This is a genomic window from Nocardiopsis eucommiae (assembly GCF_965344335.1).
GTDB lineage: Bacteria > Actinomycetota > Actinomycetes > Streptosporangiales > Streptosporangiaceae > Nocardiopsis > Nocardiopsis eucommiae.
This window is the reverse complement of the sequence record NZ_CBDRIY010000004.1, coordinates 65906-85124: the sequence shown is the minus strand read 5'-3', so window position 1 is coordinate 85124 and position 19219 is coordinate 65906. Positions and strand designations below refer to the sequence as shown.

Sequence of the window (19219 nt, the reverse complement as noted above, 5' to 3'; positions counted from 1 at the left end):
TGTTACTAGTCGGTAGATCCGCGTGTACAGACACCGCGGCCAGGGACACAGCGGAGCTGTCCATGACGCATTACAAGAGCAACCTGCGCGACATCGAGTTCAACCTCTTCGAGCTGTTCCGACGCCAGGACGTACTGGGCGACGGCCCCTTCGAGGAGCTGGACGAGGAGACCGCGCGCACCATCCTGGACGAGATCAACCGTCTCGCCACCGGTGTCATCGCGGAGTCCTTCGAGGACGCCGACCGCAACCCGCCGGTCTTCGACCCCAAGACCAACAGCGTCGCCCTCCCCGAGAGCCTGAAGAAGTCCTACCAGGCCTACATGGACGCCGGCTGGTACAACCTCGACCTCCCCCAGGAACTCGGCGGCCTCGGCGCCCCCCGCTCCCTGGTGTGGTCGGCCGCCGAGCTGATCCTGGGCTCGAACCCGTCCGTCCACATGTACTCCGCCGGTCCCGGCTTCGCCAGCATCCTGCACTCCGAGGGCAACGAGGCGCAGAAGAAGTTCGCGGAGCAGGCCATCGAGAACGGCTGGGGCGCCACCATGGTGCTCACCGAGCCGGACGCCGGTTCGGACGTCGGCGCGGGCCGCACCAAGGCCACGGACCAGGGTGACGGCACCTGGCACATCGAGGGCGTGAAGCGCTTCATCACCTCGGCCGAGCAGGACATGACCGAGAACATCTTCCACCTGGTGCTGGCCCGCCCCGAGGGCGCCGGCCCCGGCACCAAGGGCCTCTCGCTCTACCTCGTGCCCAAGTTCCTGGTGAACGAGGACGGTTCGCTCGGTGAGCGCAACGGCGCCTACGTCACCAACGTCGAGCACAAGATGGGCCTCAAGGCCTCCACCACCTGTGAACTGACCTTCGGCGACAAGCACCCCGCCATCGGTTACCTCGTCGGTGACAAGCACGACGGCATCCGCCAGATGTTCCTCGTCATCGAGTACGCGCGCATGATGGTCGGCACGAAGGCCATCGCCACCCTGTCCACGGGTTACCTGAACGCCCTGGAGTACGCGAAGAACCGCGTGCAGGGCAACGACCTCGCCGGGTCCAAGGACTCCCCGAAGGTCACCATCACGCACCACCCGGACGTGCGCCGCAGCCTCATGACGCAGAAGGCGTACGTGGAGGCCATGCGTTCGCTGGTCATCTTCACCGCCACCCAGCAGGACTCCATCCAGATCGCCCACTCCAAGGGCGAGGACGCCTCCCAGCTGGAGGCGATGAACGACCTCCTGCTGCCCATCGTCAAGGGTGTGGGATCGGAGCGCTCCTACGCGCTGCTCGCGGAGTCCCTCCAGACCCTCGGCGGCTCCGGGTTCCTCCAGGAGTACCCGATCGAGCAGTACATCCGTGACGCGAAGATCGACACGCTGTACGAGGGCACCACGGCCATCCAGGCCCAGGACTTCTTCTTCCGCAAGATCGTGAAGAACGGCGGCCAGGCCATCGGCACGCTGTCCGCCGAGATCAGGGCGTTCGCGGAGAGCGACGCGGGCAACGGTCAGCTCAAGGAGGAGCGCAGGCTCCTGCTGTCCGCCCTGGGCCAGGTCGAGAAGATCGTCGAGCTCATGGTCGGCCACGCGATGGGCTCCGCCGAGGACAGCCGCGAGCTGTACAAGGTCGGCCTCAACTCCGTGCGTCTGCTCTTCGCCTTCGGTGACGTGGTCCTCGCCTGGCTGCTGCTCCGCCAGGCCGAGATCGCGCTCGCCAGCATCGACGGCGCCAGCGACGACGACCGGAACTTCTACACCGGCAAGATCGCCGCCGCGCGCTTCTTCGCCGAGCAGTTCCTGCCGCGCGTGGAGTCCGAGCTGAAGATCGCCCAGACCGTGAACCTGGGCGTCATGGAGGTCCCCGAGGAGGCCTTCTAGCCTTCCGGAGGGTCATCAGCGCCTGAGGGGCGGGACGAGCGATCGTCCCGCCCCTTCGCCGTATCCCAGGCCCTGTTCCCCGGAGGTGACTGCCGCTGTTGCGGTGAAATGCGCGACCGGCCTCGACACGAAGACCGGTCAGCGAAGGCCTGGAGGAGGCAGGGCCCTTGCCCCTAGGCTCACTCGTGTCAGCAACGACGAAGGCGGATGCCGGTTTTGTCTGTTTGTCGAAAAGTTGGAAAAACGGCCGCTTGCCACTGGTAAGTTCGCAGGTGAAAGAGTCTGCTCCCCGCGCACGCGGGGATGGTCCCCCTCAGCGCTCACGGGGCGCCTCCTTCTCGTTGCTGCTCCCCGCGCACGCGGGGATGGTCCCGCCGACGCTGGTCTTGCAGCACTGCTTGGCCACTTCTCCCCGCGCACGCGGGGGCTCTCCTCTTACTGAGCGACGGCGACGCGGGCCCGACGGCGGACGAACACGACCAGCACGCAGGTGGCGAGGAAGGTGGCGACGGCCATCGGGGTGAAGGCCCACTGGTAGGCGGTCGGCCCCTCCGGCAGGGCCTGGAGGATGGCCCCCGCCGCGACAGTGCAGATCACGGCCGTGGTGAAGCCGCTCATGTTGACCAGACCGGAGGCGACGCCGGTACGGCTGGCGGGGATGCCGTCGCGGGCGAAGTCGAAGGAGACCGTGGGTGCCATGACCTGCCCGAGGGCGCTCACGGCCAGCACGGCGACGCCCACGGCCACGGGAGCGCCGCCGGGCCACGCCACCAGGAGCAGCCAGCCCAGTGTCAGGGTGCCGCTCAGGGCCAGGGCGAAGTACACCCGCACGCCCGGCCAGCGGCCGACGAGCGCGCCCGCGAGCGGGGCCAGCCACAGCGCCCCGGCGGCCAGACCGGTGAGGGTGAGGGCCGCGGTGCCCTCGGACAGCCCCAGGCCTCCCACGAGGAACGGGTAGCCCCACAGCACCATCATCATCGTGAACGGCGCCATGACGGCCGCGTGGTGGGCCATCCCGATCCGGGGGCCGTCCGCCCTCAGCGCCTCCCTGAGCGCCTCCCACACGGAGATGGGGTCCGCGACCGTGGACCGTCCCGCCGCGCCGACGGGGCGGTCCCGCACCACCAGGAGGACCATCAGGGCCATGAGCACAGTGACCCCGGTGGTGGCGAGGAAGGCCGCCTCCCAGCCGACGCCGTCCAGCGCCCAGGCGAGCGGGGCCGCACTGGCCACCTGGCCCGTACCGCCGACCACCCCGGTCAGGCCGCTGACCAGGGCGTAGCGCGAGCGCGGGAACCACAGGGCGGCGAGCCGGATGACGTTGAGGAACACGAGTGCGTCACCGAGGCCGATGAGGAACCGACCGGCCACGGCCAGTTCGATCCCCGGCGCCAGAGCGAACAGGCAGGAGCCGACGGCCATCGCGATCATCCCCATGCCCAGCGTGTACCGGGGGCCGAGCCGGTCGGCCAGGAGCCCGGCGGGCACCTGGAGGACGACGTACACCAGGAGCTGGAGCATCGGCAGGAGGGAGAGGAGCGCCGGCCCGACGTCGAACCGGCTCTGCGCCTCCAGAGCCGCCACGCCGAGCCCGTTGCGGTGCAGCATGGCGAGGAAGTAGCCGGCGACCGCGACACCCCATACCAGCCAGGCCCGCGCACCACCCACCGGCTCCATGGAAACTCGTCCTGTTACGGATGTCCTGTCACCGGATGTCTGGATTCGCGTCACTTGGCTGCTTCTCTCCTCGTTTACACCGCCTTCCAGTGTCCTCCAGGCCGTCGAGCGCTCATTACACCGGGGGTGACCAGGCGCGCAACCCGGGCGGGAACAGCCCGCGAGGGCGGGGATGCGGAAGTCGGCAAGGAACGGCAAAGACCCGGCAACGCACGCGTTGTCACCCTGGGTGACACGGAGTGCGCCAAGGGTTCCCAAAAGGGGTGAGACCCACGACAACCAGGACGGGACTACGGCCTCTTCTCCGCAAAATCACCACAGGTACAGCAGTCCGAAAAACCCCTTCCGAACTGCACGTTTCTGCTTTAAACAGGTCCATACGCAGTTGTTAACTGTGAGATGCGTCACTTGAGGAAGCCTCGACTACGAGGGGTCAGTTACTGCTAGCATCCGGAGCGCGAAGAATAACTACGAGGTAACGACACCGTTCGGGCCTCGCCAACTTCGCGGAGGGATGTCACCAACTCCGGACGACGGTGCGGTGAACGGAACTCACGCCGCGGCGACGTGGCCGCCACACGCAGCACACACGGTCAGTACACCCGCGGTTCCCGACACACACTGGAGACGACCTTGAGTCACTGGCGCCTGAACAATCCCCGGGCCTCCCGGGCGAAGTCGGCCCTCGCCAGACGAATCAAGCACAAGCCCCGTCACGCGTTCTGCGCTGAGCGCGCGATCACGGCTCTGCTGAGCGAGCTCGCCTCGGTCGCCTCCCGTCCCCTCTACTGGTCTGGCACCTCCGAGATGGCCGTCGCCTCCGTGATGCGCGACGTCAACGTCTGGTGCCGCGACGGCCGCTTCTTCTGGAACGACCTCTTCCAGGGCGGCACGATCTCGCACCCCGCGAGCGACCCCGTCGGTGCCGCCGCCCTCCTGAACCCGTTCGCCCAGGTTCCGGAGCCCGCGCACTACTACACGCACCGCCAGCCGGTCGCCGCCTGACGCCAGCCGCGTCCCTCTCCGCGCGCGACGCACGCGCGCCCTCCTTGGACACCGCCGACGGCGGCGCCCCACGCGTGCCCGCGCCGCTGCCCCGGCGCCGTCGTCCACACCGCACCCCACACGCACCCGTGTCCACAGGAGTGACCGCACGCCCGCACGCCTCCGTGGTCACGGCAGTGACCACACCCTGGCGCGTGCCCACAAGGCTGCCCCGGCGCCGCCCCACACCGCACCCCCGCGCACCCGTGGCCACGGCGGCGCCCCCACCTCTGACTGGTTCCCCTCCACTGCTCCGCACGATCGCCTCCACCACACCTCACGCACCCCGAGGTCGCGACGGTTCACCGTGCGAGCGACCGGTTCGGGCCACACGCCTGGGTGCTTTGTCGTGAACCGGCTACATTGGCGGAGTACACCGACTCCTGGGCCACCCCCGGACCTGCCGTGACACGGACTCCAACGCGGCAGTCGCACGCAGTTAGGACCCCGCCGCGGTGCAACCCCTCTCCTCCGACGACCCGAACGCCATCGGCCCCCACCGGCTGCTCGCCCGCCTCGGCGCGGGCGGCATGGGCCGGGTGTACCTCGCGCGCACCCCCGACGGTCACCTGTGCGCCCTCAAGGTGGTCAAGGAGGACCTGGCCCACGACGCCCAGTTCCGCGCCCGCTTCGCCCGCGAGGTCCGCACCGCCCAACGCGTGCGCGGCCCCTTCACCCCGGCGGTGGTCGACGCCGACCCCGAGGCGCCCGCGCCGTGGATGGCCACCGAGTACGTGCCCGGTCCCACCCTCAAGGAGGCGGTCCGCGAGAACGGCCCCTTCCCCGAGGAGTCGCTGCGGGTCCTCGTCCTGGGCCTGGCCCGCGCGCTGTCCACCCTCCACGCGGCGGGGCTCATGCACCGCGACCTCAAGCCGAGCAACATCCTGCTCTCGCCGCGCGGCCCCCAGGTGATCGACTTCGGCATCGCCCGCGCCGTCGAGGGCACCGTCCTCACCCGCACCGGCCAGACCTTCGGCACCCCCTCCTACACGTCCCCGGAGCAGATCACCGGCCGGAACGTGACCCCCGCCGCCGACGTCTTCTCCCTGGCGGGCGCCGTGGTGTTCGCCGCGAGCGGCGCGCCGCCGTTCGGTTCGGGCAGTCCGGTCAGCACCCTCACCCGGGTCATGAAGGGCGAACCGCACCTGGAGGCCGTTCCCGAGGGCCCGCTGCGGGACCTGATGGCCCGCTGCTTCGCGAAGGACCCGGCGGGGCGCCCGAACGCCGACACCGTCCTGCGGGAGATCTCCGCCCTCCCGCTCCCGTCCGCCGAGCACGGCTGGCTGCCCCCGCAGGTCAACCAGCAGATCAGCGCCAAGGCGAGTGAGACCCAGCGGGCCCAGGGGGCGGAGCGACCGCCGACGCCCGCCCCGGAAAAGGGGAGGAGGCGTGGCCGGACCGCCCTGGCCGTGGGAGCGGGCGCCGCGGCCCTGGTGCTCCTCGGCGGCGGCGCCCTGGCGCTGAACGCCCTCCCCCTCGACCCGGAGGACCCCGCCGAGGAGGCCGCCGAGGCGCCCTCCGGAGAGGCCGAGGACGCGGCGGCCCAGGGCGAGTGGAGCGAACTCGACGCGATCGCCCTCCAGGGGTTCCTCTACGACATCGACTTCTCCGCGGACGGCGAGCTGATGCACGTCTTCGGCTCCAACACGCTCTCCAGCTGGGACTGGCGGGAGGGGGTGGGGGTCGACCACTACACCCCCACGCCGACCGGTGCCATGATCACGCCCCACGGGTTCGCGGCGGGCACCACCAGCGACTACGTCGCGGTGTGGGACGGCGGCAGCGACAACCGGGTCGCGGTGCTCGGCAACGACGAGGACGAGGTGCGGGGGCAGTTCGACATGCCCGCGCTCACCTCCGACGGCACCCGTGTCGCCACACTCAGCTCCGACGACGGCACCGTGGAGGGCGCGCCGCACATCCAGGTGTGGGAGGTCGGCGCCGGGGAGATCGTCAGCGAGTTCCCGATCGGGGGCCTGCTGACCGACCTCTTCTACACGCCGGACGACGCGTCCCTGGTCGGTGTGGTCGCCGAACCCGGCTACGCGACCCACGTCGGCGTGTTCGTCTGGGACCCCGAGACCGGTGAGGAACTCCAGCGGTTCGACGACGCCGACTACTACCAGGTCTCCCTGGCCGCGGACGGCCGGACGCTGGCCATGGCCACGGACAACGCCCGCGCCCACGTCGCGGACATCCAGACGGGAGAGGTCCGCGACCTGGAGGACCCCGACCTGGAGTACAGCGAACTCCACGAGGTCCAGATCTCCGTCGACGGCTCCCTCGTCTACGGCGCCACCTCGGAGTTCAGCGACGAACCGGGGTTCGTCTGGGACGCCCGCGACGGCGACCTCGTGACCCCTGACAACCTGGTCCTCAACCCTCCCCTCGGGGTCCACCCCGACGGTGAGCTCATCGCCACCCCCTCCGCCCCCGAGGGCGGCGTCTACACCATCCTCATCCTGGACGCCGACTTCAACGTCGTCGCCGAGGTGAGCTGACCTCCCGGAAGGCACCATGGAGCACCCCGCCCCCCACGACCCCGGACGGGTCGGCCACTACCGAGTCGTCGCCCTGCTCGGCTCCGGTGGCATGGGACGCGTCTACCTCGGCCTGGACCCCTCCGGTTCCCCCGCCGCGGTGAAGGTCGTCCGGGCCGAGTACGCCTACGACCCCGGCTTCCGGGAGCGGTTCGCCCGCGAGCTCGAACTCGCCCAGCGCGTGCACGGCAACTACACGCCGCGGGTGCTCGCCGCCGACACCTCGGGCCAGACCCCGTGGCTGGCCACCGAGTACGTCATGGGCCCCTCCCTCCAGGACCTGGTCCAGGACACCGGCCCGCTGCCCGAACACGCGGTGCGGTTCATGGGGCGCGGCATCGCCCAGGCCCTGGAACGCGTGCACGCCACGGGCCTGGTCCACCGCGACCTCAAGCCCGGCAACGTCATGGTCTCCCCCTCCGGTCCCCAGGTGATCGACTTCGGCATCGCCCGCGCGCTGGAGGACGCGCGGAGCGGCGAGGAGGAGAGGATCACCGGCACCCCGGGGTACATGGCCCCCGAGACGGTGGAGGGCCGGGAGAGCGGGGCGGCGGCCGACGTCTTCGCGCTCGGCGGGCTCCTGGTCCACGCCCTCACCGGCCACGGACCCTTCGGCGACGGCCACCCCTCGGCGGTGCTCTACCGGATCGCCAACCTGGAACCCGACCTCGACGGCGTCCCCGCTTCCCTGCGCGGCGTCGTCACGGCGTGTCTGGAGAAGGACCCCTCCCGCAGGCCCAACGCGGCCCAGGTGCTCCAGGCCCTCGGCGGGCCCACCGCCCCGGCGGCGTCGTCCGACGTCTGGCTGCCCCCGGCCGCCGCCGCCCGGGTAGACGGCGTCGCCCACGAGTACGGGAACGTGGTCCGCTCGGCGGGCGCGGGCAGCACGGGCGGGACGGTCGGGCGCCGCCTGTTGATCGTCGGAGCCGCCTCCCTGGCCCTGACCATGGTCGGCGGCCTGGGCGTGTGGGCGGCGCGGGACGCCGGTCTGCTCGGATCCGGGTCGGACGCGGCCGCCGGGGAGGAGTCGGGTGTGCCGGACCGAGAGGTCTGTTCGCCCTCCGAGCACCTGGCCCCCGCGTACACCGAGGCGGCCAACGACGAGATGACCGTGCCCAACCAGGGCGACAGCGGCCTCTTCCACACGAGCTTCTCCCACGACGGCGAGGTGCTCGCGGTCGCGGCGACCGGCGGGGTGGCGCTGTGGGACTGGCGGAACCAGGAGGAGCTCGCCCTCATCGAGGCCGAGATCGCGTCCGGGTTCGGCCACCCGGTGTTCAGCCCCGACGACTGCGCGCTCGCCTACGCCTCCGACGACGGCGCGTACGTGTACTCGCTGGAGAGCGGGGAGGTGACGGTCCTCTCCGAGGGGTACGAGGTGGGCGCGGTCGCCTTCACCCCGGACAACGCGCGCCTGGTCGTCGGCAACGGGGACTACGGGGTGGACTCCGGGGTCGTGGAGTACGACCTGGGGACCGGGGAGCTGGCCACCGTCTACGGCGACATCGGGAACACCGTCACGTCGGTCGCCGTCTCCCCCGACGGCGGGTACGTCGCCGCCCAGGACATCCTCGAACGCACGACGGTCTGGGACGCCGCGACCGGTGAGAGCGTCGCCACGGGTGAGGAGATCCCGGGCACCGACCCCTCGGCCCTGAGCTTCGCCGACGAGGAGACCCTGGTCCACACCGACGCGCAGGGAGCGCGCGCCCAGAGCGTGGTCTCCGATGAGAGCGTCCCGTTCCTCACCGAGGAGCTGGACGAGGACCTGTCGCTGCACCAGGTCGCGTACAGCGTGGCGGCCGACCGCGTGTACGCCACCTTCGTCCCGTCGGACTACGACCCCGAGCACGCGGAGATGAGGATCTGGGAGTACTCCACGGGCGAGGAGCTGACCTCCGAGTCCGGCGAGGGCTTCCTGTGGGAGATCAGCGCGCACCCCGGGGGCGAGGTCATCATCGGCGTCCCCTCCTCCGGCAACGGGATGTGGGTCGTGGACCCCCGGGAGATGCGCATCATCGACCGCTTCTAGGGAGTGTCCCGGACCGTCCCGTCCGTCGCCCGCCACCGCTCCTCGACGCGGATTCCAGGGCACAGCGGCGGGCGGGCGCCCACGGACGTCGGCGGAGGCGGGCGGACGACCACCCGCACGCCACACCAGGCCACCCCACCAACCCCGCCGTGCCCACGTCCCCCTCGCCCCTGTCCTCTGGTCACCCCCCCGCCCCGCACGCCACCCCACGACCCGGAAGGGCCCATGTTCCCCCTCCATCCGCACGACCCGCCCTCCGTCGGGCCGCACCGTCTGTACGCCCGTCTGGGCGAGGACGCCTACGCGCGCGTCTACCTGGGCGCCGTGCGCGCGGAGGACCCCGTCGCGGTGAAGGTGGTCCGCCCGGAGTACGCCACCGACCCCGCCTTCCGCTCCTCCTTCACCCACCAGGTGACGTCGGCGGCGGGACTCGCCAGCGCGCACGTGTGCGCGGTCCGCGACGCCGACCTGCGCGGCGCGGTGCCCTGGGTCGCGGTGTCGCGCCCCCTCGGCCCGAGCCTGGCCGAGCTCGTCGCCGCGAACGGCCCGCTCCCGGCGGACGCCCTGCACCCGCTCGCACTGGCCCTCGCCCAGGGGTTGGACGACCTCCATACCTCGCACCGGGCGCACGGTTCCCTGTGGCCGGACGGCGTGCTCCTGTCACCCCTTACCGCCCTGCTGGCCGACCCCGGCCTGGAGTGGGCGACCAGCGACACCGAACGGCGCGCGCCGCACCCGGCCTTCGCCGCACCCGAGGGCGGGGCCACCCCGGCCACGGACGTGTTCTCGTGGGCCTCCACCCTGTGCTTCGCGGCCAGCGGCGTGGAGGGGCCCGACGGGCTGGCCCGGGTGCCCCTGCAGCTGCGCGGCCTGATCGACGCCTGCCTCAAACACGACCCCCGGCTGCGCCCCAGCGCCGACGACCTCGTACGGATGCTCGGCGGCCCGGCGGAGCCCGCCGCCTGGCCTCCCCCAGTGCGGGCGGCGATCGACACGGTCGCCGACGCGCAGAGGGCGATGCTGACACCCACCGGCGACGCGCCCGCCCCCCGGAGACGGGGCCGCGCCCTGGCGCTCGGCGCCGGGGCCCTGGCCCTCGTGGTGCTGGCGGGGGCGGGGGCGGTGTACGCGCGGTTCGGCGGCGAGGCGGCGCCGGAACCCCGGGCCCCCGAAGCCCCGGCCCTGGTCACCGGGGCGGGCTGCCTCGACGGCCCCTGGCTCCCCGCGCCCGAGGAGCCCCTGCCCGACGACACCACGTTCTGGGGCCCCGTCTTCTCCCCCGACGGGGCCGTGCTCGCCGCGACCTCCACCGCCGGGCTCACGGTCTGGGACTGGGACGCCGGAGAGCTGGTCGCACAGCCGACGACGCGCTCGACCTACGGTGTCGAACCGAGGTTCTCCCCGTCCGGCTGCACCGTGACCTCCGCCCAGCCGGTCGAGTACGAGGGCCGTGAGCACCCGGTGAGGATCGGGTACACCCACGACCTGTCCGCGGGCACCACCACCGAGCACCTGGGCGCACAGGAGGGCCCGGACGGCAACGGCCGCTGGCTCCTCAAGCCGAGGGACGTGGAGGCCATGGACTTCTCACCGGACGGCGGCCTGCTGGCGGTGACCCTCAGCGGCACGAGCGGCGAGGACGGCACCGTGGTGATCGACACCGCCACCGGTGCGGCGGGCGAGCCCATGGCCCCCGGCACGCAGTACGGCACGGTGTTCGTGGACGACCGGCACTTCGCCACCAACAGCGGCGGCGAGATCCACGTCTGGGACGCCGAGACCGGCGAGGAGGTCCACGTCGTCGTCGGTGCCTCGAACACCCGGCTCGCCGCGGTCCGTGGTGAGACCCAGGTGGCCTACCTCGACGACGACAGCATCGTCGTCAGCGACTACACCACCGGGGCCGAGGTCACCTCCTTCACCCGGGAGGAGTTCGAGACGGACGACGATCCCTTCCTCACCCGGCTCCTGGTGGACGGTGGACGGGACCGCGTGTACGCGACCTGGCAGGTGGGCACCGGGCCCGGGGCGTGGCGGTTCCACACGTACGTGTGGGACCTGACCAGCGGCGCGGACCTCGCTGAGGGCAGGGAGGCCATCGGTGCCTACAGCGCCCTGGTCCCCCACCCGGACGGCGGGGTCCTCGCCGCCGTCACCGCCGTCGAGGGCGCACTGGTCCTGGTCGACCCCGACACCTTCGAGGTGGTGGAGGAGCTGAGCTGACCGGCCAGGAGAACCCGCCGACCCGTATCCGTCCCCCAGGAGCTGACCACCCCGTGCGTCCCCCGAACCCCACCGACCCCTCTCACACCGGCCCTTCCCCCACCGGTCCCTCCCACATCGGCCCTCACCGCGTCCTCGCCCCCCTGGGCGCGGGCGGCATGGGCGAGGTCCTCCTCGCCCGCACCCCCGAGGGCCGCCTGGCCGCGGTCAAGGTGGTCAAGGAGGACCTCGCCGGGGACCAGGAGTTCCGTTCCCGCTTCGCCCGCGAGGTGCGCACCGCCCAGCGCGTGCGCGGCCCGTACACCCCGGCGGTGCTCAGCGCCGATACCGACGCGGACCCGCCGTGGATGGCCACCGAGTACGTCCCGGGCCCCACGCTCAAGGAGGCGGTCCGCGAGAACGGCCCCTTCCCCGAACCCTCGCTGCGGGTCCTGGCCCTCGGCCTGGCCGGCGCCGTCCAGGCGATCCACGCCGCCGGGCTCATGCACCGGGACCTCAAGCCGAGCAACGTGCTGCTGTCCCCGCGCGGCCCGCAGGTGATCGACTTCGGCATCGCCCGCGCCGTCGAGGGCACCGTCCTCACCCGGACCGGCCAGAGCTTCGGCACCCCCACGTACACCTCACCCGAGCAGGTCAGGGGGCGGGGGACCTCTCCGGCCAGCGACGTCTTCTCCCTCGCCGGCGTGGTGGTCCTCGCCGCCACCGGCCGACCGCCCTTCGGCACCGGCCGCGCGGCCGACGTCCTCCCCCGGGTGGTCGGCGCGGCCCCCGACCTGGACGGCGTTCCGGAGGCCCTGCGCCCGCTCCTGGCCCGGTGCCTGGCGAAGGACCCCGCCGAGCGCCCCACGGCCGACGCCCTCGTGCGCGAGCTCTCCGCAGGGCCCCTGCCGTCCGCCGAACACGGCTGGCTGCCCCCTCGGGTCAGCGAGGCCGTCAGCGCCCACGAGTCGCGGGCGCGCGCCGTGGTCGCCCCGCCGACGCCCGTCTCCCCGGTGCCCGTCACCCCGCCGCGAGGCCGACGGGCCCGCACCGCCCTCGTCGTCGGGGCCGCCGTGGTGGCCGTCGTGGTGATGGCGGCGACCCTCGGCCTCCTGTCCACCGCCCCCTGGCGGAGCGAGGCCGCCCCGGAGGCCGAGGGAGTCCGGGAGACGCCTCCGGAACCCTCCGAGGTCTTCGGGGACCGGCTGCTGGGCGTCGGCTTCGCCCCCGAAGGGGAGAGCCTGTACGTCTCGGGCACGGAGCACCTGGTCGAGGTGGACTGGCGGACCGGGGAGGAGCTCCGCCGGTTCGAGCAGCGCCCCAACCACCTGGCCGTGGGCGCGGACGGCACCGTCGTGGGGACCGTCCTCGACGCCGCCCTGGTCTGGGACCCCGGAGCGGACCGGGCCCGGCACCTGTTCGACGAGGAACTCGGCGAGTGGAACCGGTCCGTGCCGACCGCCGACGGGACACGGCTGGCGGCCTCGGTCAACGACGCCGAGGGCGCGCCCCTGGTCCAGGTGTGGGACCTGGCGGCCGCGGAGGTGGAGTTCGAGATCGGGACCGACTCCCACGCCCGGGACCTGCACTTCAACGCGGACGGTTCCCTGCTGGTCGTCAGCGACTATTCGGGGACCGGCACCTCTCTCGTGTGGGACCTGGACGCCCGGCAGACCGTCCTGGAGCTCCCCAACGAGGACTTCCCCGCCGTGCCCGACGACACGGGGCACCACCTCAAGCACCTGGCCTTCCACCCGACAGATCCCTCGCTGCTCGCCGTCACCACCGGTCCCGAGGACACCGCGCTGTACGACCTCGACAGCGGCGCGACCACGCCCCTGGAAGCGCCCGGGACCAACGGCCACCCGCTGTACGAGATCCACTTCTCCTCGGACGGGTCGCGGCTGGTCGCCAGCGGCGACGACGGCGCCTCGGAGCGGGGAGGGCGCGTGTGGGACACGGCCACCGGGGAGCTGCTGACCGAGGGCGGGGCACCGCTCTACTCGCAGCTGGGCTTCCACCCGGAGGGCACGGTGATGGCGACCGTCACCCCCGACGGGGAACGGCTCCTCATCGTGGACGCCGAGAGCTTCGAGGTCCTGCACGGATTCCCCGAATAGCCCCGCGAAGCCAGTCACCCCACCGACGCGGGAACCGGGAATGCCCCCGCCCCGGCACCGTTCCCGTCACGCCGCCGAGGAGTCGACGGGTGATCGTCCACTCCCCCTCCGAGAGCGGAATGGAAAGCGGAAAGGTGCGAACACCCGGGCGAATTCCTCGAGAAATCAACGCACCGGGATCAGTTGGCTCCGGTCATACCGGCCACGAACTCGAACAGGCCCATTCCCCAGGCGAACATCACGCACATCGCCATGATGACGAGGATCTCGGTCCAGTTGAGGACCCTCCTCAGCGAGGCCCTGGGGACGTCGTTCAGCTTCACCCAGCTCAGGACACTGAGGAGGATGCCTCCGAGGAGCACGGCCACCGGGAGCCAGGGGCCGAACACCGGATACTGCGTGACCACCGCGACTCCCGCCGCGCCCAGGCCCACGACCCCGGCCAGCCGCAGCGGCAGCACGTGCCGAATGCGGTCGAACAGGCGGGAGCGCATCACCAGCAGCACACCGAGGAGAGCGCACAGCAGCAGGTCGGGGATGCTCGAACCGAAGTAGGCGAGGAGGACGGTGACGGCGCCGCCCGCGACGGCGGTGCCCATGACGATCCCCAACAGCAGGCGGTCGCTGTTGGTGAAGGTCTCCTCGAAGCGTTCCGTGGCCACCTGGCCCGACCGCCCGACCTCGTAGTCGAGCCCGGAGAGGCCGCCCATCACCATCGCCACACGCGGCAGGGCGCCCACGCACAGGGTCAGCGCGATACCCATCGCCCGCACCCCCTGTGTCGGATCCACGAAGATCCCGACCAGCACCAGCACACCGGCGGCGAGGGCCACCACCGTGAGCCCCGCGATGTAGGAGAGCCCGGTCTCGTGCAGTGACCAGCCGATCAACGCCACGAGCAGCCCGCCGGACAGCGCGATCCCGGCCATGGTGAGGGGTGACGCGTTGACCACGAGCTGCGCGGTGAGGACCGCCGTGGCGCCTCCCCACACGCAGGCCGTCGCGAAGAGGACGTTCGCGACGACGGGCAGGGGACGGCGGGCGGCCAGCAGCATCGTCCCGACCGTCAGGAGCGTGCCGAAGGCCGCCACTCCCAGATATCCCACCGAGGGGCGCAGCCACATCATGAGGAACAGCATCAGCAGCGGGCCGATACCGCCCACGAGCAGGCCGAACGACAGCGTGGTCGTCGGGTTCCAGATCCACGCGGTCTCGTCCACGCTGTCCTCGACCGCGCCGCGTACGTCGTCGACGTGCGCGGGGCGGCTCGGAGCCACCACGCGGTCGAGGAGGAGGACGTCCCCGTCGTAGACTCCGGCGCCCTCCAGCGGCTCGTCGGACCGCACCGGGTTCCCGTCGACCGTCGTGAGGGACCAGGAGGCCGGGTCGGAGGGCTCATCCTCGGGGACGCACACCTCGATGATGCGCGGCATGAGCGCGGCGACCGGCACGCTCCCCGGTAGCGCCAGATCGGCCCAGTTCTGGGGTCCGGTGATCGTGACCCTGCAGTATCCGCTCACCCGAGACCCTCTTTGTCAATGTGTGTGCTTTTTTCCATGGCTAAGGGCTGTGCCAGACGCGAATTAGGTGATTCGCGATGTTCACGAGATCATCTATAGCGTAGTCACCCAGACTCGAGACCTCACAGGTGGACGGAGAAGGGACCCCCGTGGCGACGAGACCAGTTCCCCGCCCCGCCCGCGACACCCCGCCAGCTCCCGGGAACTCTCCCCTGGTCATCGCGACTCCGCCACAGATGCCGGAGAACGCCCCGGCGGGCAGCTCGGGCGCGATGATCATCATGCCCATCATCACCGGCTCCGGCTCCCTCCTGATGTCCATCACCATGGGACACCGGCCGTTGATGATGGTCGCGGGCGTGATGATCATGATCGCCAGCGTGATCGTCGGCATCATCATGTTCGTCGCCCAGCACAACGGCCCCCGTAAACGCATTCGGGAGCAGCGGGAACGCTACGTCGACTACCTGGACCAGCTGCGCGAGATCGTGCGCGAGGTCGCCGCCACACAACGTTCCGACAACGCCTTCCGGCACCCGCCACCCGACCTTCTCACGGAACCGGCGCGGTCCCGGGCGCGGCGGTGGGAGCGCAGAGCGTCCGACCCCGACTTCCTCGACGTCCGTGTGGGCTCGGGGACCCGCCCGCTCGCCCGACGGCTCAAACTCAAGGTGGACACCTCCTCCCCCCTGATCGTCTACGACCCCGTCTGCCAGGGGGCCGCCGACCAGCTCATCGAGCTCTACGGTGACGTGCCGGAGATGCCGCTGGTCGTCTCCCTGCGCAAGTACGGCGTGATCGCGATCAACGGCGACCGCGCGGCCGGGCGCGGGCTCGCCCGGTCGATGATCGCCCAGCTGTCGGTCTTCCACTCCCCGCACGACCTCCGCGTCGGCGTGGTCCGTGACCAGAAGCTCCGGGACCGGTGGGAGTGGCTGAAGTGGCTGCCCCACAACACCTTCGACGACGCCATGGACGGGCCGATGCCCGCCCGGTTCGTCTCGGGGAACACCGTGCAGATCGCGGAGCTGCTCTCGGACGAGATCGAGCGCCGCACCGTCGACCTGCAACGCCGTCGCGGCAAGCCCCCGGGCCCGGGGACGCAACGGCTCGTGGTGGTCCTGGACGGTGAGTACCAGTCGACCCTGTCCGGTCTGCACGCCGAACCGCCGGTCTCGAACCTGGCCGACCTCGGCATCCACGTCATCACCCTCGTGTCGGACCGCAGGGAGGAGCCCGAGGGCGTGCAGCTCCGGCTGCGGATCGAGGCCGACGGAACCCTCAAGGAGGACACCGAGGGCACCGGGACCGACGACGACCCGACGCACGTCCCCCTGGAGGGCAGGGCGGACCGCTCCGACGTCGCGCGGCTGACGACCCTCGCCCGGGTCCTCGCCCCCTACGGCATCGCGGTGACCGACGGCGACGACGCCATGCACGAGACGGTGGGGCTCCCGGAGATCCTCGGGGTGTCCGACGTGGCCGAACTGGACACGCGCCGTACCTGGCGCAAGCGCAGCACCGGCGACTACCTTCGTGTGCCCATCGGCGTGGGGCCGGGCGGCAACACGGTCCTGCTGGACCTCAAGGAGTCGGCGTTCGGCGGCATGGGGCCCCACGGCCTCGTGGTCGGCGCGACGGGCTCCGGCAAGTCGGAGATGCTGCGCACCATGGTGGCGTCCCTGGTCATCAACCACTCACCGGAGAACCTGGCGCTCCTGCTGGTGGACTTCAAGGGCGGCGCGACCTTCGCCGACACCGACCGCCTGCCGCACAGTGCCGGGCTCATCACCAACCTCGCGGACGACGACGGCCTGGTGGTCCGCTTCCGGGAAGCGACCTTCGGTGAGCTGCTGCGACGCCAGCAGATCCTGAAGAACGCGGGCAACCTGCCCAACCTGCACGCCTACGAGGCGGCCCGGGAGACCAACCCCGAGCTGGAGCCGCTGCCGCACCTGCTCATCATCATCGACGAGTTCTCCGAGCTGCTCACCGCGCACCCGGACTTCGCGGAGCTGTTCGTGGCGATCGGCCGCATCGGCCGGTCCATCGGCGTACACCTGCTGCTCGCCACCCAGCGCCTGGAGTCCGGCAAGATCAAGGGGCTGGAGTCCCACCTGTCCTACCGGGTGGGCCTGCGGACCTTCTCCGAGGCGGAGAGCCGGGAGGCGATCGGTGTCGGAGACGCCTACCACCTGCCGCCGGAACCCGGTTCGGGCTACCTGAAGGTCGACACGTCCGTCTTCGAACGGTTCAAGGCCGCCATGGTCTCCCAGCCCTACGAGCCGCCGGTCAAGGAGGAGAAAACCGAGCACGACCCGGTCCTGCCGCTGCTGTCCTACAACGGGCTGAACAAGGTGACCGGGACCGGTTCGCTGGTGGAGTCCCTCGTGGACTCCATCAGGGCGAAGGCGGAGGAGAAGCCCAAGCAGCAGAAGCGGACCACCCTCCAGGTGACCGTGGACCGGCTGGTGGCCTCGGGTGCCGACCCGGTGCGCCCCGTCTGGCTGCCGCCGATGCCCGAGATGCTGACCTTCGACAGCGTCCTCACCGACCTCGGAGAGGGCGAGGACCTCGAGGGCGAGGGCACCGAACCGGACGCGGCGGAGGCGAAGGCTGTCTTCGGCCTGACCGACATCCCGCGTGAACAGCGCGTGGTCCCCGCCGAACTGGACTTCACCGGCGGCGAGGGCAACATCGTCGTCCTGGGCGGTCCCCAGTCCGGCAAGTCCACCCTGCTGAGGACGGTCATCACGAGCCTGGCCTGGCGGTACCCGCCCGGCCGGGTGGCGGTCTACGCGATCGACTTCGGCGGCGGAGCGCTCCAGGCGATGGACGAGCTCCCGCACGTGGCCGGCGTGGCCGGGCGCTCCGATCCGGAGAGGGTGCAGCGCATCCTCACGGACGTCTCCGGGCACCTGGACCGTCGCCAGCGCGTCTTCCGCAAGCACAAGCTCGACTCCCCCGCCGCCCTGCGCCAAGCCCGGGCGGAGGGCAGGGTGCCGTCCGACGTCGTGGGCGACCTGTTCCTGATGATCGACGGGTGGTCGGCGGTCCGCGACTCCTTCGACGCGGCCGACGACTTCCTGATGGACATCGCGACGCGGGGACCCTCCCTGGGCGTGCACACGATCCTGACGGGCGCGGCGTCGTCCCAGGTCCGGTCCCGGTTGCAGGCGCTCTTCGGCGGGCGGTTCGAGCTGCGCCTGAGCGACCCGATGGACTCGGGGATCGGCCGCAAGATCGCGGAGGACATCCCGAAGGACTCCCCGGGCCGTGGTCTGACGTCGGAGGAGTACCACGCCCAGGTGGCGCTGCCCCGTGTGGACGGTGTCGCGAGCGACGAGGACCTGACCGACGGCATCCAGGACCTGATCAAGCGGGTCCGGGAACGCTGGCCGCAGGCGGCCGTCCAGGGTGTGCGGACGCTGCCCGCCCGCGTGGAACTGGACGACCTGCTCAAGGGCCGCAAGTCCGGCCGCACCCGGTCCCGCGAGCTCGTGCTGGGCATGGCGGAGAGCTCGCTCGCCCCGGCCGTCACGAACCTGGACCGAGACCCGCACCTGGTGGTCTTCGGGGACCCGCAGACCGGCAAGTCCACGCTCATCCGAGGGCTGGTCAAGCAGATCGTGAAGCGCCCGGCGAAGGAGCTGGGCATCGTGATGGTCGACTTCCGCCGGTCCCACCTGGAGCTGGTGCCGGAGGACCACCTGCTCGCCTACTGCACGACGGCGGAGCAGACCAAGGCCGTCGCGGACAACCTCGCCGGTTCGCTCCAGCAGCGCCTGCCCGGTCCGGACGTGACCCCCAAGCAGCTGCGGGAACGCAGCTGGTGGAAGGGGCTCGACCTGTACGTGATCGTGGACGACATGGACATGCTCGCCTCCCGCAGCAACCCGCTGGCGTCCCTGGCGAAGTTCATCCCCCAGGGCGCGGACCTGGGCCTGCACATCATCGCCGCCCGCCGTACCGGCGGCACGGCGCGGGCGATGTTCGAGCCGGTCCTCCAGTCGCTGAGCGACATGGCCACCCCGGGTGTGCTGTTCTCCGGTGACCGGATGGAGGGCCGCCTGGCCAACGGCGCGGCCTCGAAGCAGCTGCCGCAGGGCCGGGCCCAGCTGGCCCTGCGCGGCAAGCGCCCCGACCTGGTCCAGGTCGGCTGGAGCGAACCCCCCGCGTAGGAGTCGGGGCGGTGCCGCGAGCG

9 protein-coding genes are annotated in these 19219 nt (G+C 71.5%); 7 read left to right on the top strand and 2 right to left on the bottom strand.

All coding sequences use genetic code 11. From position 1 onward, the window contains the following. Nucleotides 1-62: 62 nt before the first annotated feature. On the top strand, nt 63-1880 hold the full coding sequence (locus ACRWK8_RS03835) for an acyl-CoA dehydrogenase (protein ID WP_378738251.1): 1818 nt from the start codon (nt 63-65) through the stop codon (nt 1878-1880). A gap of 435 nt (nt 1881-2315) precedes the next feature. Here the strand turns inward: ACRWK8_RS03835 and ACRWK8_RS03830 are convergent, their stop codons facing one another. Beyond that, nucleotides 2316-3557, bottom strand: a complete 1242-nt coding sequence (locus tag ACRWK8_RS03830) for an MFS transporter (RefSeq protein ID WP_431868368.1) — start codon at nt 3555-3557, stop codon at nt 2316-2318. A gap of 633 nt (nt 3558-4190) precedes the next feature. On the opposite strand from ACRWK8_RS03830, the gene ACRWK8_RS03825 reads away from it, so the two are divergent. The 5 genes from ACRWK8_RS03825 (at nt 4191) to ACRWK8_RS03805 (ending at nt 13495) form a co-directional block, all read left to right on the top strand. Next, a complete protein-coding gene (locus tag ACRWK8_RS03825; protein WP_378738253.1) occupies nt 4191-4562 on the top strand; it encodes a hypothetical protein in 372 nt (123 codons plus the stop codon). Nucleotides 4563-5056: 494 nt separating this feature from the next. Then, the gene (locus ACRWK8_RS03820) at nt 5057-7102 is read left to right on the top strand and encodes a WD40 repeat domain-containing serine/threonine protein kinase (RefSeq protein WP_431868366.1); all 2046 of its coding nucleotides are present in this window, start codon (nt 5057-5059) and stop codon (nt 7100-7102) included. Between the two features lie 16 nt (nt 7103-7118). Continuing rightward, complete coding sequence (locus ACRWK8_RS03815; RefSeq protein ID WP_431868364.1) at nt 7119-9173, top strand: serine/threonine protein kinase; 2055 nt, start codon at nt 7119-7121, stop codon at nt 9171-9173. Nucleotides 9174-9398: 225 nt separating this feature from the next. Beyond that, entirely contained in the window at nt 9399-11396 is a 1998-nt protein-coding gene (locus tag ACRWK8_RS03810) for a protein kinase (protein WP_431868362.1), read from the top strand. A gap of 53 nt (nt 11397-11449) precedes the next feature. Then, nucleotides 11450-13495, top strand: coding sequence for a WD40 repeat domain-containing serine/threonine protein kinase (locus ACRWK8_RS03805; RefSeq protein WP_431868360.1), 2046 nt, complete (start codon nt 11450-11452; stop codon nt 13493-13495). 179 nt (nt 13496-13674) lie between these two features. Here the strand turns inward: ACRWK8_RS03805 and eccD are convergent, their stop codons facing one another. After that, entirely contained in the window at nt 13675-15015 is a 1341-nt protein-coding gene (gene eccD, locus ACRWK8_RS03800) for a type VII secretion integral membrane protein EccD (protein WP_431868358.1), read from the bottom strand. 218 nt (nt 15016-15233) lie between these two features. On the opposite strand from eccD, the gene eccCa reads away from it, so the two are divergent. Next, nucleotides 15234-19196: a type VII secretion protein EccCa gene (eccCa, locus tag ACRWK8_RS03795; protein WP_431868471.1), complete on the top strand. Its 3963-nt coding sequence runs from the start codon at nt 15234-15236 to the stop codon at nt 19194-19196. The last annotated feature ends 23 nt before the right edge of the window (nt 19197-19219 follow it).

Coding starts and splice junctions, on each gene's coding strand:
- ACRWK8_RS03830 (WP_431868368.1), bottom strand. CDS start 3,557: ATGGAGCCGGTGGGTGGTGCGCGGGCCTGGCTGGTATGGGGTGTCGCG.
- ACRWK8_RS03835 (WP_378738251.1), top strand. CDS start 63: ATGACGCATTACAAGAGCAACCTGCGCGACATCGAGTTCAACCTCTTC.
- ACRWK8_RS03810 (WP_431868362.1), top strand. CDS start 9,399: ATGTTCCCCCTCCATCCGCACGACCCGCCCTCCGTCGGGCCGCACCGT.
- ACRWK8_RS03815 (WP_431868364.1), top strand. CDS start 7,119: ATGGAGCACCCCGCCCCCCACGACCCCGGACGGGTCGGCCACTACCGA.